Genomic DNA, 15,425 nt, shown 5'->3' with positions numbered 1-15,425 from the left:
GAAGGAACAAGTGTGGCGCCTTTATCTTTATCGCGAAGTAGTTTAACTGGCAGACTCATGCTCGCCTTCGGCGTGCTTGGGGTATTGCTGTTGCTACTGGTTAGCTTAGGTAGCCTGAGTTTGCATTGGCTCAAACAGGCCGACAGTTATCTGTATGAAGAGTCCTTACCCGCCTCTCAAGCCGCGCGCCAATTAGTGCAGGCCTCTAATGCCTTATCCGATGGTGTGACCCAATTAGGCCAAGTGGAGGACGAGCGGCAGCGGGAATTTATCGGCCGTAAGCTCAGCCTTGAAAGCGCCACAATGTTAAATAGCATCAAAGTGTTACTAACACTGGATGTGAACGAAGATAATCATCTATCCGTATTAGCAGGGCAAATCATCGAGCAACTAACCTTATTGGGTAAGAGTGTCGGTCAGCGTATTACCTTAGGCGATGAGTTACAGCTTAGGGCCCGCGAATTATCGGTTGCCGCAGGCCGCGCCTCTGAGCTATTACAATCCGAATTGGCGGTTGTGGACTCGGCGATTTTGGCAAAACTCAGCCAGGCCTATCCGGATATGGCGGGGGATAAACGCAGTGGCCAATTGCTCGATGATGTGATTGAGCGAGAGTTAGATGTGCAGGAGCAGCTCAACCGCGCACTCAAGTTAGTGCATCAAATTGCGCTGCTCAGTCAGTTATTTGAGGCATCCGAATTACAGTCCGAACTGCAATTGAGTGTTCCCCGTTTATTGGCCACCTTTGCCAGCACTGCGCCATCGCACCCCATGGCACAGAATCATCCAGATCATCCAAAACAAGGGACGGCTATCGAGCTGGCGACCACTGAGGCGCCAACGGCAGAGGTGGGTATCGATTTAATGGCGCTCACCACAGTGGCTGAGCTTATCCGTGACCCCGGCAGGCTCAATGCGCTAAAGACGGAGCTGGCTATCCTTCTTCATACCCCAAAAATCATTAAATTACAGCGAGAACTGAGCCAAAGCCTGCAGCGCCAACAGCGTCAGCAGCAGGAGTTAGCGGAAAAACTCTATAGCCTCAACACGCTGGTGGACAGTGCGCTTAATCAACAGCAACAGCGGGCAGAGCTGGCCCGCAGTGATTATTTAATGCAGTTGTCTTACGCCCGCTTGGGGCTGTGGGGCACGGGCATATTAATGTTGGTTATCATGGCGGTCGTGGTCTATCGAGTGATCTATCGCGGCATTGCCTTGAGGTTAAATCAGGCGACCGAGGCCATGTCGCGCTTAAGTTTAGGGGACACCAATGTGAGCCTCGATGCCCACGGCGACGATGAGTTGACCGCCATGGCCAATGCCATCGAGGCATTTAAGCGAAAAACCGCCCATAACCTGAAATTGCAGACGGATTTACGCCAGGTCGCCGATGAGCTGACCGAACATAAAAAGGCCCTCGAACAAACCGTGGCCACGCGCACGCAGGAATTGGCCGAAGCCAACCTGCGCCTCGATGCGGAGGCAAAAGGCCACGCTAAGGCAAGAATCGTTGCCGAGGAGGCGAGTCAGGCGAAATCCCAATTTTTGGCGACCATGAGCCATGAAATTCGCACCCCGCTCAACGGTTTACTCGGGACACTTACCCTGCTCGGCCATAGTCAGTTACCGCCCGCGCAGCAACAGATGCTCGCGCTGTCGCAATACAGCGGCACGCTGCTGCAAACCGTGCTGAGCGATATTCTCGACTTCTCCCGCCTCGAGCAGGGCAATTTAACCAATGAGCCGCGGCCAACGGATATCAACGCCCTGCTCGATGAAGTGCTGGCAATCATGCTGGCGGGCGCCAATTTAGCGGGATTGAGCCTAAGGCTGAATCGCCCCCAGTTACCTGCGTGTATTCAGATCGATGGCCCTAAGCTGAGGCAAGTGCTGTTTAACTTGATTGGTAACGGCATTAAATTCACCCCCGAAGGCGGCGTGAGTCTCAATGTCAGCGTACGAGGCGATAAGTTGGCCTTTGTGGTGGCCGATACCGGCGTGGGGATTGCGCCCGAGGTGCGCGAGCAATTATTTATGCCTTACTGCGTATTGCCTAATCAGGGGCGCAGCCGTGGGACAGGCTTAGGGCTTGCCATTTGCAAACAGTTAGTTGAACTGATGGATGCACAGGGGCCTGGCATTTGGGTCAAGAGTGAGCCTGGCAAGGGCAGCGAGTTTGGTTTTGAGCTGAGCTTTACCCAGTGTGATAGGGCATTGGATACGCAAACTCAGGTGCAAAAACGGGTTAATCCCCAACGGGTGTTAGTGATTGAAGACAACAAGGTCAATGCCATGGTCGCGCAGGGATTTTTGGCGCATTTAGGCCACAGTTCCAGTTTGGCCATCAGTTGTCAGCAGGCGATAGCACATGTGAGTGGCGATAAGGCATACGATGCCGTGATGCTCGATATTCAGCTGAGTGATGGCTCAGGACTCACATTATTACCCCAGTTAAAAACCTTATTCGCCAATGACAAAGTTAAGTTTGCCGCCTTTACCGCGCAGATGCAGACGGAGGATCTTAGCCTGTATCGGGAGGCGGGGTTTGATACTGTGTTGGCTAAACCCTTGAGCCTGCAAACCCTGACAGAATGGTTAGGGGTTGCGCGTGTGCCTGCTTCACCGTATGAGTCATCGCCGCAATCACTTCAATCACCGAATAATGCCGAACCTACCCGCCAGAGCCATCAAGCTGAAACCTTGTTAGATCTTAATCAGTTAAAGCAAGATCTTGAGGTCTTAGGCGTGAAAGCCGTGAGTGATATGTTGGCGCTCTATCGAAGCTCCAGTGCCGAGCAAATTGAGCGACTCTCGGCGCTAAGCGCTGTGGCGCATTTCAGCGAGGTCGCAAAACTATTGCATGCGCTTAAGGGCAGCAGCGCCAGCATGGGGCTAAAAGCACTGACCGAGTGTTGTCAGCAGTGGGAGAAAACACTCAACACCACTGGGGAAAATGGATTGGATAGCAAGGCCGTGGCTGAATTAACCGCCTGCTGGCAGGCGTCGATAACAGCGCTTGAGCAGTGGCTTGCAAGACAGAATTAGTAACACAGGGCTAGCAACACTCGATTAGCTGCACGGGATTAGCAGTAAAGGATTGGCGACAGGGCGTGAACTCTATAAGTGAGTCGTCCTTTCCTACTCGTATTTCTGCTTAACCAATGCAAATCGAGGAATAAAAAAGCGGCTCCCTTGGGAGCCGCATTTCGTTAACTTATTTCAGGACGAGACATGAGTCATCACCTTGAGTCTTATTGCGACTCAGGTTTAATGCAACTTGGGTTTAACGCTACTCAGGTTTAACGCTACTTGGGTTTAACGCTACTCGGGCTTTAGGCTGGTGGCGATCAATGCATTGCCTGTTCTAACTGCTGTTTATCTTGCTGCACCCAAGCTAGGGTGAGTGTGGCGAGAGCGCTGTAAAAGCCATTGCTGTGTTTGCTATCGCACTCAACGACCTTGGCGACAAACTTGGCTAACCAAGAGTCTATACAAGCATTTAGAAAGCTTAACTGGGCAGCATCTTCACTGTGACAAGCTAAGTGCCCCATATAGGCGAGTATCACGGCTAAGTGATCGGCAGGTTCAGGGAAGTGACTCTGCACTTGCAGTTTGCTCTGGTGTAAAAACTCGCTCATTTGTTGATGCTGCTGCCCAAATAGCAAGGGTTCTTCCTCGGGACTCAAGTACAGGCTGGCATAGGGCGAGGCGCTGTGCTTTGTGCCTACAAGGAATAAACCGCAATAATCGGCGGCAAGTTCGAGCAAGGCTTCATCGCTCGTTAAGCCATTCATCACCTTCTGTATGCTGACAACTGGCGCACTAAACTCGGGTGCATAACCCAGTTGTGTCCAGAATTGCTGCGCTTGCTCACTGGTGAGTTGCTTAAGGCGCTGCTCATCAATTTCACGGGCAAACAGAGAAGACAGCAGCTGATACACTAAGGCTCTGGCATGATTGATATCGACGTTGCTCATCGCATGTTCCTCAAGAATAACAGTGGAATGCGCCTAGTTGACTAGGCGCATCGCCTTGTGGGCTCGGTTAGATTTCGACTTCGATAGGACCATCGAAGGAGCTGACCTTAGGGACTTTGCCTTGGTATTTCTCAAACTCGACCAGACAAGTATAGGCTGAGCAGGCTTGAGCCAACTTAGAGGTGCCAATGTCTAAGGTCAGAGTATTCGGGTCGCCATAGCTGCACAGGGCACCGATTTCGGCGCCGCCTTCGACGCTGCCATCTTTACCCACTGGGCCATACCATGCGCCTTCATGAATTCGCACTACGCCTTTAGGGAAGCGATCCGATACCACAGCGCCCGCTAACAGTTGGCCACGGTCGTTAAAGACGCGCACAATATCGCCATCTTTAATGCCGCGCGCTTTGGCATCCACAGGGCTGATATAGATGGGTTCGCGGCCGTTGACTGTGTAGGTTTCGCGGTATTCCTTCGACTCACACATCTGTGAGTGCAGACGTTTATCTGGGTGGCAAGATTGTAGCCACACAGGATATTTGTCCGAACCCGGGCCACCATGGCTACGCTCGGCTTTTTCCATCCAAATCGGATGGCCTTGGCAGTCGTCATAACCGAACTGTTCAATCTTACGGCTGAAGATTTCAATCAAGCCAGAAGGCGTACCTAATGGATTGATTTCAGGGTCGTTTCTAAAGTCGGCGTGGCGTGTCCACAGCTCGCCATCACCAAAGTGCACATAACCTTGCTTCCAGAAGGTAGCAAAATCTGGCATCTCATACTTACCCGCGTTCGCGGCTTTACACTCGTTATAGAGGGTTTCTATCCACTCCATCTCGCTCATATTGCGGGTGTATTCTTTCTCTTTACCCATCAGCGCGGCAAAGCGAGTGAATATTTCAAAGTCTGACAAACTTTCAAACAGCGGCTCGACCATCTTCTGCATCGCTAAAATACCGCGGTTAGCATAGGCGCCGTATACGTCGATATCGTTGCGCTCATAGGTGGTGCAGGCGGGCAGCACTATGTCGGAGAAGCGGCAAGTCGCCGTCCAGTTCACATCGATAGTGACCACGCATTCCAACTTATGGAAGGCTTGCTTCATGCGGTTACGGTCTTGATGGTGGTTCCATGGGTTATTACCCGAGAAAATCATCATCTTAATATCGGGATACACCACTTTCGAACCGTTGGCATCAATGGTTTTGCCGGGCTCGAGGATTGCATCAATCCAACGTGCGACGGGAATGGTGCTGCTCGCGCCTTTAAAGTCGGTGCTGTCGAACAGGGGTTTTTGGTTCTCGTCTAAGTTACGGGGGAAGGCGCCGGGCGCCGCCGCATTTGTTGCAGGCACGCCAATACTAGAGTAGTGGTGACCATAGCTGATGCCACCGCCGGGTAAGCCAATTTGGCCTATCATGGTCGCGAGTACAGCGGCCATCCAGTAAGGTTGCTCACCATGTTGCTGGCGCTGAATACACCAACCCATCATGATTTGGGTACGGCCCTTAACTAAGGTTTTCGCCAGATCGCGGATGATGTGTGGCTCAACCCCGCAGATTGGCGCTGCCCACTCTGGGGTTTTGGCGATACCGTCTTTAGTGCCCATTACGTAAGGCACAAACTCTTCGAAGCCTAAGCTATAGCCTTGGATAAATTTATCATCGTAAAGTTTTTGGGTGATCATCTCATGGGCGATGGCCAGCATCAGCGTCACGTCAGTCTGTGGGTTAACATACAACTGTTCACAGCCAAGGTAAGCCTGAGTTTTGGTGACCACAGGGTCGATACTGATCACGCGGATCTTGCCCTGTTTGACCTTCTCTTTTAACTGCGCGAGGTAAGCGAAGGCCTCATGGGTTTCGGCGTTCCAACCCACTTGCAGGTTTTTGTAAGGATCGTTTGACCAGAGCACGATAGTGTTGCTGTTTTCTAAGATCAGCGGCCAAGAGGTACCTTGGGCATACACTTCGGTTGAACCTAATACATAGGGCAGAATGGTTTGGCCTGCACCTGTGGAGTAGTCACCGATTTTCTTCACATAGTTGCCGTGCATCCCCACCGCACGCTGCATATGGCTGGTGCTGGAATGCAGTTGCCCGGTTGCGCGCCAGCCGGTTTGCCCCGCGTGTAAGCCCGATGGACCGTATTTGGTTTGGACTTCATCGAGTGAGTGTTTAAACAGCTTTAATGCTTTATCCCAAGTCACGCGAACGAAGCGGAAATCCCCTCGTTGCTGGGTATTGCTCTTATGGCCTTTCAGTAAAAAGTCTAAGCGGACCATAGGGTAACGCACGCGGGATGGGTTGTAGACCATACCACGGATACCGTTAATCATATCCGTTGGATATTTATCTAAATCGAAGGCTTTGACTTCGGCAATCACACCGTTTTTACGTTTGATTTTAAAGGCGCCAAAGTGTGAGCCCGTGGTTAGCCACTCGTCTTCATTTAAGCCCGTGCTGGCTAGCGCGTTTAAGGGCGCTAACACTGAGCTGCCACCTAAAGCAACGAAAGAGGTTGAGGCTAAGCCTTTTAAAAAGTCTCTTCTGTTCATGGTATTACTCCCGAATTAGTGCTCTTTTTTCACGAAGGTTGACGAATGTTCCTGCAGGTATTTCTGCACCAGCGCTTGGGTGTCTTGGTCCATGTTCACGAAGGCCAACATGCCTTGGAACATGCCTGGCCAGGTATTGGCATCGAAATGCGCTTCATCTGGCTGGGTGTGGCACACGCTACAGCTTGAGCGGAACGTATCGCGGGCATAGCCCCAGAGTGGTTGCAGCTCGGTGAGCAGGTAATCCTTATCGGTCCAGATTTGGGCTTCAACCCGTTGCCATTTCAGGCCTGTCATTGGGTCTTCTTTCTCTTCAAAGGTTTGGATAACACCTTCGGTTTCGGCGGCATCTTTGCTTAACTGCGCCGACAGAATGTTTACCCCAAAGTCCATGTAGATCACGCGGCCTGCGCCGATTTTCTTACGCCAGCCATCGATGCCAATTTTGATGCGTTTACCTTGGGTTTCGAGCACTTTGACTTTAGTGGCCACGTTTAAGGTACCGGCTTCAACGTCACCTTTTTCACTAAAGAACAGTGGCTTAGTCAGGGCGCTGTAGTAGGTTTGGTTGGTTTCGACTGAGCTGACGCCAGCGCCCACTTCGGCGATGAGTTCGGGTGCCCGGGCCGTGCCCATTTCAGGTAAATGGTGGGCAATACCTTTGTGGCAATCGATACAGCTTTGGTCGATTTCGGCGGCGCGTTTCATCTGTTTTTGCGCCAGTGGTGACATGCTTTCCCACTTCATCGAGTTGTAGTTGTGGCAGTTTTTACAGGCCAGTGAATTGTCGCGATCGAAACGTTTCCATTCGCGGCTCGCCATTTCGAGGCGTTTAGCTTCAAATTTTTCAGGGGTGTTGACCGTGTTGAATAACCAGCCCCAAACATCGTGGGAAGCTTCCATCTTACGGGCAATCTTACGGCTCCAGTTGTGGGGCACGTGGCAGTCGGGGCAGGTAGCGCGCACGCCAGAGTGATTCGACCAATGCACAGTTTCCTGCAACTCTTGGTAAGGCTTGCTTTCCATACTGTGGCAGCTGATACAGAAGGCTTCGGTGTTGGTGGCTTCCAGTGCGGTGTTAAATCCGCCCCAGAAGATGATGCCCATGATAAAAGCACTGATGCTGACAGCGCCTAAGGTGAGAGCTTTTGTGGGTTTGTTTAGTGTGCGCCAGAGGTTGGTTAACCACTTCATAATAGCGTCCTCAAAGTATCAGTGAATTAGTGGCCGACAACGCCGCCGAAGGCTTGGATCATCCAAATGATGAAACCGTAGAGACTGATCCCCGCGACAGTCAGTGCGGGAAAGAGTATGAAAATGATGAATCCCAGCGCCTTTAACTCATTGCTGCGTGAGGACTTATCCGATGTTTGCATAGTGGGCTTTGTCATTGGGAAGAGCTCCGTTCGAAAGCGATTTTTGATGGGAGCACTATAAAGGGCAGATGTGAATGGACTTGCCTGCAGGCATGAATGGGCTTTGACAATATATGAAAAATTATGAAAATTTTAAAAAACCGATGACTTTTTGTTTTACTGACAGAGAGTTAATCTAATTTCTGTGATCGAACTCGGCAGTTTGTTGTGCGGTTTAGGCGTTTTTTTAAACACTGATTTTGAATTTTTTCGCTAATTATTTACTGAAGTGCAGGCGAGGTCTTAGCTATCTGGCGGCGTTTACAGTATTATCCGCGCCCAACAAAGGCTGCGTTTGTCTCGTTGAAGCCATTTTAACGATGCAAAGCGTCACTGCTTGCAGATCATGGATTTTTCCCGATGTAGGAGAATGATGTGGATCTCTCACCCAAATCATTGGATTTGGGGCTCTAATCTGCCGCAGCCAGCGTCGCCAATGGTTAAGCCAATTGGTATCGACCCTATTTTAAGAGATCACAAGGTATAACAAGATATGTCTGAGCAATTGAGTTCAACAGCCGTACCCTCTGGTTCGTTTCTGGACCGTTTTTTTTCAATTCAACAACGTGGTAGCACAGTTCGCCAAGAAGTGATTGCAGGGTTAACCACCTTCCTCGCTATGGTGTACTCAGTGATTGTGGTACCCAATATGTTAGGCAAAGCGGGATTCGATCCCGGCGCCGTGTTCGTCGCCACCTGTTTAATTGCCTCCTTCGGCTCGCTGCTGATGGGACTCTGGGCGAATCTGCCTATGGCCATTGGTTGTGCGATTTCACTCACCGCCTTTACCGCCTTCGGTTTAGTGTTAGGTCAGGGCATGAGTATCCCTGTGACATTAGGCGCCATCTTTTGGATGGGCGTGATTTTTACCGTTGTGAGTGTCACGGGCGTGCGTCAATGGGTGCTGGCTAACCTACCCAAGGGGATTGCCCATGGTACAGGTATAGGTATTGGCTTGTTTTTACTCTTAATTGCCACTAACAGTGTGCAGTTGATTGTGGCCAATGACGCGGGTCTGCCAGTGAAGTTAGGCGACATTAACAGCCTGCCCGTTATCGCCACCGTGCTAGGCTTAGCGGCCACTATCGGTTTAGAGCGTCGCGGTGTACCCGGCGGGATTTTATTGGTAATTATTGGCCTATCCCTGTTCGGTTTAGTGTTTGATCCAAGCGTGACATTCCAAGGTTTCTTCGCCGTGCCTGATTTTACCTCTGAGCACTCGCTGATTGGTCAAATGGATATTATGGGCGCCTTGAATCCTGTGGTATTGCCGATTGTACTGGCGCTGGTGATGACGGCGATTTTTGATGCCACGGGCACCATCCGCGCGGTAGCGGGGCAAGCTAATCTGCTGGATAAAGACGATAATATCGTCGGCGGTGGCAAGGCGCTGACCTCTGATTCGGTCAGCAGCATGTTTGCGGGTATCGTTGGTGGCGCCCCTGCGGCCGTGTATATCGAATCGGCGGCGGGTACGGCGGCGGGCGGTAAGACGGGTTTAACCGCGACTATAGTCGGTGGATTATTCCTGCTGATGGTGTTTTTAGCGCCGCTCAGCTATTTAGTGCCAGCCTATGCCACGGCGCCTGCGCTGATGTATGTGGGGCTATTGATGCTCAGCAATGTGACTAAGTTGGACTTTAACGACAAGGTCGATGCGATGGCGGGATTAACCTGCGCCGTATTCATCATCCTCAGCTGTAACATTGTGACCGGTATTATGCTTGGCTTTGTGACCTTAGTGGTTGGCCGCATTTTTAGCGGTGAAATCCGTCAGCTTAAGTTAGGCGTGCTCGCCATTACGCTGGGCCTTGTGGCCTTCTATATGGGCGGCTGGGCAATTTAGTTTGCTACTTTCTCTATAAAGTCGAAAGCGAGTGCCGTTAGCACTCGCTTTCATTGACCTCATTGTGTTCACAATAGGCTCGCAGTAAATCCTTCCAAGTCACTATCCCTACCAGATCGCCATTATCGAGCACGGGCAAACAGCCAATATTATGTTCTAGTAGGGTGTGCGTCGCAGCATCGAGCGATACATGCGGCGCAACAGTAACGGGATTACGGGTCATCACCTGATGGACGCGTTTTTGTAGGGTCTCGAGATCCTTAGCGGTTTCGGCGCTACTGCCCAGATTCGGGCTGATGGCACGGAGTAAGTCGCGCTCCGACAATACCCCTTCGAGTTTATATTCATCCACCACCAGCAGATGGTGGAAGTTTGCCTGATCGAAAATATCCTTCGCCACGGTTAAGCGATCGTCCATTTCGACCGTGACGACTCGGGTACGCATAATATCGGCGATAATGATCGGCATGATAAACCCCTTCCTAGGACGTGTATCGTTAATACACTGTATTACAGATACTTATAACAGACCGATGTTTATTTAGCCAATGTATTAGGGCGGATTTGTGCCTAATCCTGCTCGTCGGTTTCGTCCTCCGCCATCAAGGGGTTGCGTAAGTCTTCGGGTAAATGGGCGCCGATATAACGCTGGTACTTTTTCCCTTTCAGTTTATGGGTATCGACCAAGACTAAGCCATCGACACAGTCGCCAAAATCGGCATCGATCCCAAAGGCGAGAAACTTCACCCCATCTTGCTTACACAGCTCGCCGTACTGCTTGTACAGGGTTGGCACCGCGGCGCCCATACTCGCCAGCATTTGTTTGAGTTGCTTAAAGTGGCTTTGGTAATCCTCGCCCGAATAGAGTTCATCCAACTGCAACTTACGCTGCTTGGACAAGCCAAAGGGCGACATTGACACCGCTAGCTGCTGTGCTGGCGCAAACTCCTTGGAGTAGAAATGCACTAACATCTCCCGCGCGCTGCCAGGCAGTTGATTACTGATAGAAACTGGGCCAAATAGGTAGCGGTATTCGGGATGTTTGGCGAGGAAGGCGCCAATACCAAACCAGAGGTAGTCGAGACTGCGTTTGCCCCAATATTTTGGCTGCACAAAGCTGCGGCCAAGTTCTAAGCCTTGTTTGACAAAGGGCATAAAACCATCGGCATATTGGAACAGGGATTGGCTATAGAGGGCGTTGTCGCCGTAGCGATTTAGCACTTGCTCGCCGCTAGCGAAACGATAGGCGCCGACAATTTCAAACTGCTCTTTATCCCACAGCACCAGATGTTGGTAGTAGGAATCATATTTATCGATATCGCGGCGTTTACCCGTGCCTTCGCCGACGGCGCGAAAGGCGATTTCCCGCAGGCGCCCAATTTCGCGCATGATGGGGTTGCTGTCCTGATGCTGATACAAATAAATCAGCTTGTTATCTTGGGTTTCGCCGAGGAGTTCACATTGTTGCAGCGCGGCCTGTAGCTCTCGGCGCGACTCCGGGTGGGCGATGGCGCTTTGGGTGATAAACAGTGGGTCTTTATCTTTACCGATACGATACAGATGATTTTTAAGCAGTTTTATCTTGGTTTTTAGCGGAAAGTCCATCGAGCGTACGGCTTCGTTCGGGATAAGCTCGCCGATACGAATGGGCATATTGCGTTTGGCCTGTTTAAACATCTCCTTGACCAGTAGCAATGTGGCTAAGGGTTTGTAAATCATCGAGGCGCCGTAGAAGGTGGCCGAGTTTTTAGCATCCAAAAAGATTGGCAGCAGCGGTGCATTACAGGAAATCGCCATCTTCAAAAAGCCCGAGTGCCACTGTGTATCGCGCACGCCGCTCGGGCGCAGGCGAGAGACTTCCCCCGATGGGAAAATCAGTACCGCGCCTTCATTGCGCAGATGCTGGTGGATTTTTTCGAGGTGCTGTTTCGGCGTGCCGCCCGTCATATTGCGCACTGGCAGCAGGATAGAATGCAAAGGTTCGAGCGCCATCAGGAGCTCGTTTGCTACCACCTTGATATCGGGGCGAATTTCGCTGACGAGTTTAATCAGGGCAAGCGCATCGAGGGAGCCAATCGGATGATTGGCGAAGATCACCACGCGGCCCTCGCAGGGAATATTTTCGACCTCGTTGGCGGGCACGGTAAAGCTAAAATCGAAGCTGGCGAGCACTTGCTCGACAAAATCGACCCCTTGCAGATAGGCAAACTGATTGGCTATGTCGTTACATTGTTTTTCATTCAACAGGTAACGCAGCATGGCCTTAGTCGGCTTGGCTAGCCAAGGTTTATCCTTGAGGGCGGGCAGGTTTTGCTCCACCACATTATCGACGGTAAAGATCATCGAACTGGCTTTTAAGGCGGGCAGTGGCATGGCTGCGTCCTGCGTTAATGCGTTGGCGCTTAATGTGTTAGGGCTTAATGAATCAGCGTTTGGGGTATGAGGGGGTAATGGGTTCATGATTAGGCAACATCCCTTGGTTGGATTTCTGCTTGTTTGGGGCTGTGTGTGGCCGTTTGTGGAATAGGTTTTGGGGCGTTAACAGGTGCTTTGGGCGGCGTTTGCGCCAGCACAATACTGCTCAGAATATCGAGGTTTACGCTTTGCTCGTTCCAGCGGCAGAGTTGTAATTCACCGTTTAAGGTTTCGGTGATCAGGCTGCAGTTTTCGACCCAGTCGCCATCATTGGCATAGACTATCTGGCGCTTATCCGGCGTGCTGTATTGGTTATCTCGAGCGTGAACCGATAGCTCCGGCTGGTGGATATGGCCGCAGATCACGCCATCCACATCATAGTGCTGGGCATAATTCACTACGGCCTGGCGAAAACGGGCAATAGCCGTCTGTGCCTTGCCAACGCGGGATTTGATATAGCTGGCGAGTGACCAATACGGGTAGCCTAAACGCTCTCGCAGGCGATGGAGATTGCGGTTGAGGAACAGCAACAAGTCGTAGAGATGATCGCCCAAGATGGCGTAGAAGCGGCCAACGCAAACATCGGCATCGAACTGATCGCCATGCAGCATTAACAGTTTGTGGCCGCCAATCCCCTGATGAATATGTTGGCGAGCTATCTTGATATTCAGTAGTGTCAGTTCGGCATAGAGCTTGATTAACTCATCGTGGTTACCCGGCAGGTACATCACCTGAGTGCCGTTTTGTGCCAGTTCAATCAGCTTTTGCAATACCTTATTGTGGCTCTCGGGCCAGTGCAGGCGGCGTTTGAGCGCCCATAAATCCACAATATCGCCGACCAGATACAAGTGCTGACAACGCACGGTATTTAATAGGCTTAACAGATAGTCGGCTTTGCAATCCTTACAACCTAGATGAATATCCGATAGCCAGAGGGCGTTGACTGTGATGGTTTGGTTATTTGCGGCGTTGCTGGCGTTGGCAATATGTGGGGTTGAGAAGGAAGTGTCGTAAACACTGGATGGAGCATTGTCGGAAGAGTTGGAAGGAGTGTTACGGGAAGAGTTTCGGGGAGTCTTGAGTGCGTCGATAAGCGTGCGATCAAGTCCCCTGTAATTAGCTCCAGTCATCTCATATTCACCCTATGCAGCTGTTGACTGCCTTAGAGATTAGTGACGGGCTTTGACTGAATGATGAAGCTTAAGTGACGTGCAGATGACAGCAAGGTGGATTAGGCTGGAGTTAACCCATCAATATTTGCTCTGGATGCAAATATAACTGACAGTTTGATGGTTCAACTTAGAAGTTATGTGTCTCACCTTTTTCATAGTTTGAATGCTTTAACCAAAATCAAAGTCGTGGGGTTTCACCCCACCCCCGACCAAGGAGGACTGCTCGTCCTATCCTCCTTGGATGCTCCAAGACGCCCCTAACGGAGTTGAAAGCCCCTTGGGCTCATTGACAAATTTGCTATCGCTTCCGAAGGATGCGTCCCTGCACCTGCGAAAGCTAGCTCGCCATCCTTGGCGAGACTCACGCAATTTGTCTACTCGCCCAGCGGCAACTCCGAGGGGAGGTGTATTCCTTGGCGTTTTGAGTCGTTAGATAGCGATTTATCAGCAAAAAATAAGCGTGAAAGAACAAGAAAGGTGAAACGATATCAATTGATTACCCATCAAACTGTATAAAAACCGCTACCACAAAAAAGCAAATACCTATAGCATCATTTATATCATTTTACATGGATGTGGCTGCGGCCATATTTGAGATTTGGTGAACAAGCGGTTTATGCTCTGCAAACAGCGCATCGCATATTTACTAATAAGCTAACCCTATTTGACACTGAGCATTATCATGGAAGCAAGGATACTTGATAGGCCACCATTATCAGGAGATTTTGAAGAACACAATTTTTCAAAGTCTGGAAACACTTTGTGGGTAAAGTTCTTCGACGAAGAATATATCGAGTGGGTGGGCGTATTTAGTCAAAGTGGTTGGAGTTCCTATAATACCGTCTTTCGTGTTCCCAATGAGAAGCTATTTTTGGTTGTTGCAGGTGGTCAGGGATATTTTGTTGATCCAAATAAAAGAGAAATAGTTTCAACAACTGAATGGGACGGTATCGACAATATTATCTACAACAAAGCAACTGGGTTTCTAGTTGCAACAGATGGTCTTTGTTTAGCCTTATTCAATGGGCCTCGCTTAGAATGGTCAGGTGAAAGAGTATCTGCTGATGGCATTAGCTTTACCGAGCAGTCCGGTCCTGTAATAAAAGGGGTTCTAAATGACCTTACTGATGAAGGTTGTGAATTTACATTCAATGCAAGTACCCGTGAGTTTAATGCGGCATGGGTGTTTGCCAAAAACTGGGATTAACAAGTCAAAGCCGTGGACTTGGTAAAGCTGTCACTTTTTTGCGTGCGCAAAAAAGCCGCCAACTTCACCAAGCCGGTGTTTGAGGCGTTATGTTTTCTGAGGGAATATGCGAAAACTTCTAATTATTCTTACTGCAATATCGGGATTGGTAATGGCAAAAGAATACCCAGAATCTTATGATGCAGTTTCTGAAAAGTATGAGGCTGTTGGCTTTTCCAATCTGTCTGAAAAAGAACAGGCAATATATACGATTTGGTGGTTGGAAGCAGAGGTAAACAATGGTGGGTTCCATCAATATTTCTGGAACTCTTCTGGGGAACATGCTGTGTTTGCTCTGAAATCACTCAATAATATAGGTGCCACTAAAACTGCCTCATTGCTCCAACGGGCTATAGATGTGGCTTTCAATGGTAAGTTACCGGAATCTCGTCTTGAAAGACAAAACCATTTAAAAATAGATGAAGACTCAAAGATGGGGAAGCTCGGAAACCTAGATTCAGAGTTTTACGAGTATTCGGAAAACTTTTATGAAATGCTTGATGTTTATGTGGCGAAGTAAAAGCATAACAAACGCGTAATGGGCGGATTTTCCGCTAGTGCTTCAAACCAGCACATTACGCGGGCGTTAATCCATATAAATTTTTATCCGAAATTTACCAGATGCAACCGATGTCCTGACACGCTTTTGTCCCAAAACGAGTCACATACCTACTTTAAAACAAACAGCCTACACCGATGTTAAACAGGTGAGCCATGGTGATTAGCGGGACGACCGTCCGCCCCACGGACGGGGCGGTCGAGCATCCACGGATGGACTTGCTGCGTGTCGGGGAGAG

Annotated in this window: 11 protein-coding genes; 4 read left to right on the top strand and 7 right to left on the bottom strand. The window is 50.1% G+C overall.

All coding sequences use genetic code 11. The annotated features are described in order from the left end of the window. Window positions 1–12 precede the first annotated feature (12 nt). Window positions 13–3,045 carry a TMAO reductase system sensor histidine kinase/response regulator TorS gene (gene torS / locus CF168_RS15470; protein ID WP_089068264.1) on the top strand — a complete coding sequence of 1,011 codons (3,033 nt, stop codon included), beginning with the start codon at window positions 13–15 and terminating at the stop codon, window positions 3,043–3,045. Window positions 3,046–3,347: 302 nt separating this feature from the next. Here torS and torD read toward each other — a convergent pair whose 3' ends face one another. From torD to torE, 4 genes are all read right to left on the bottom strand, one after another. Continuing rightward, window positions 3,348–3,977 carry a molecular chaperone TorD gene (gene torD, locus CF168_RS15465; RefSeq protein ID WP_089068263.1) on the bottom strand — a complete coding sequence of 210 codons (630 nt, stop codon included), beginning with the start codon at window positions 3,975–3,977 and terminating at the stop codon, window positions 3,348–3,350. A gap of 67 nt (window positions 3,978–4,044) precedes the next feature. Continuing rightward, the gene (torA, locus tag CF168_RS15460) at window positions 4,045–6,534 is read right to left on the bottom strand and encodes a trimethylamine-N-oxide reductase TorA (RefSeq protein WP_011621842.1); all 2,490 of its coding nucleotides are present in this window, start codon (window positions 6,532–6,534) and stop codon (window positions 4,045–4,047) included. Between the two features lie 15 nt (window positions 6,535–6,549). Continuing rightward, the gene (torC, locus tag CF168_RS15455; protein ID WP_011625513.1) at window positions 6,550–7,728 is read right to left on the bottom strand and encodes a pentaheme c-type cytochrome TorC; all 1,179 of its coding nucleotides are present in this window, start codon (window positions 7,726–7,728) and stop codon (window positions 6,550–6,552) included. Window positions 7,729–7,754: 26 nt separating this feature from the next. Beyond that, complete coding sequence (gene torE / locus CF168_RS15450) at window positions 7,755–7,925, bottom strand: trimethylamine N-oxide reductase system protein TorE (RefSeq protein ID WP_011621844.1); 171 nt, start codon at window positions 7,923–7,925, stop codon at window positions 7,755–7,757. 517 nt (window positions 7,926–8,442) lie between these two features. Here torE and CF168_RS15445 point away from each other — a divergent pair. Beyond that, complete coding sequence (locus CF168_RS15445) at window positions 8,443–9,795, top strand: NCS2 family permease (RefSeq protein WP_011625514.1); 1,353 nt, start codon at window positions 8,443–8,445, stop codon at window positions 9,793–9,795. Window positions 9,796–9,832: 37 nt separating this feature from the next. Here CF168_RS15445 and CF168_RS15440 read toward each other — a convergent pair whose 3' ends face one another. From CF168_RS15440 to CF168_RS15430, 3 genes are all read right to left on the bottom strand, one after another. Further along, window positions 9,833–10,264, bottom strand: coding sequence for a CBS domain-containing protein (locus CF168_RS15440; protein ID WP_011621846.1), 432 nt, complete (start codon window positions 10,262–10,264; stop codon window positions 9,833–9,835). 101 nt (window positions 10,265–10,365) lie between these two features. Beyond that, window positions 10,366–12,255: a lysophospholipid acyltransferase family protein gene (locus tag CF168_RS15435; RefSeq protein WP_167373643.1), complete on the bottom strand. Its 1,890-nt coding sequence runs from the start codon at window positions 12,253–12,255 to the stop codon at window positions 10,366–10,368. Window positions 12,256–12,257: 2 nt separating this feature from the next. Then, window positions 12,258–13,340 (bottom strand): UDP-2,3-diacylglucosamine diphosphatase, encoded by a 1,083-nt coding sequence (locus tag CF168_RS15430; protein WP_089068262.1) that lies wholly within the window; start codon window positions 13,338–13,340, stop codon window positions 12,258–12,260. A 724-nt stretch (window positions 13,341–14,064) separates the two neighbouring features. Here CF168_RS15430 and CF168_RS15420 point away from each other — a divergent pair. Both CF168_RS15420 and CF168_RS15415 read left to right on the top strand, forming a co-directional pair. After that, window positions 14,065–14,589, top strand: a complete 525-nt coding sequence (locus tag CF168_RS15420) for a hypothetical protein (protein ID WP_089068261.1) — start codon at window positions 14,065–14,067, stop codon at window positions 14,587–14,589. A 151-nt stretch (window positions 14,590–14,740) separates the two neighbouring features. Further along, on the top strand, window positions 14,741–15,148 hold the full coding sequence (locus CF168_RS15415) for a DMP19 family protein (protein ID WP_157705970.1): 408 nt from the start codon (window positions 14,741–14,743) through the stop codon (window positions 15,146–15,148). Window positions 15,149–15,425 lie beyond the last annotated feature (277 nt).

The sequence above is a fragment of the Shewanella bicestrii genome, assembly GCF_002216875.1.
Lineage (GTDB): Bacteria > Pseudomonadota > Gammaproteobacteria > Enterobacterales > Shewanellaceae > Shewanella > Shewanella seohaensis.
This window is presented reverse-complemented; position numbering and strand designations above follow the sequence as displayed.

What these genes read in the sequence shown, in the direction of transcription:
- torD (WP_089068263.1), bottom strand. Translation starts at nt 3,977, where the DNA reads ATGAGCAACGTCGATATCAATCATGCCAGAGCCTTAGTGTATCAGCTG.
- torA (WP_011621842.1), bottom strand. Translation starts at nt 6,534, where the DNA reads ATGAACAGAAGAGACTTTTTAAAAGGCTTAGCCTCAACCTCTTTCGTT.
- torC (WP_011625513.1), bottom strand. Translation starts at nt 7,728, where the DNA reads ATGAAGTGGTTAACCAACCTCTGGCGCACACTAAACAAACCCACAAAA.
- torE (WP_011621844.1), bottom strand. Translation starts at nt 7,925, where the DNA reads ATGACAAAGCCCACTATGCAAACATCGGATAAGTCCTCACGCAGCAAT.
- CF168_RS15445 (WP_011625514.1), top strand. Translation starts at nt 8,443, where the DNA reads ATGTCTGAGCAATTGAGTTCAACAGCCGTACCCTCTGGTTCGTTTCTG.
- CF168_RS15440 (WP_011621846.1), bottom strand. Translation starts at nt 10,264, where the DNA reads ATGCCGATCATTATCGCCGATATTATGCGTACCCGAGTCGTCACGGTC.
- CF168_RS15435 (WP_167373643.1), bottom strand. Translation starts at nt 12,255, where the DNA reads ATGAACCCATTACCCCCTCATACCCCAAACGCTGATTCATTAAGCCCT.
- CF168_RS15430 (WP_089068262.1), bottom strand. Translation starts at nt 13,340, where the DNA reads ATGACTGGAGCTAATTACAGGGGACTTGATCGCACGCTTATCGACGCA.
- CF168_RS15420 (WP_089068261.1), top strand. Translation starts at nt 14,065, where the DNA reads ATGGAAGCAAGGATACTTGATAGGCCACCATTATCAGGAGATTTTGAA.
- CF168_RS15415 (WP_157705970.1), top strand. Translation starts at nt 14,741, where the DNA reads ATGGCAAAAGAATACCCAGAATCTTATGATGCAGTTTCTGAAAAGTAT.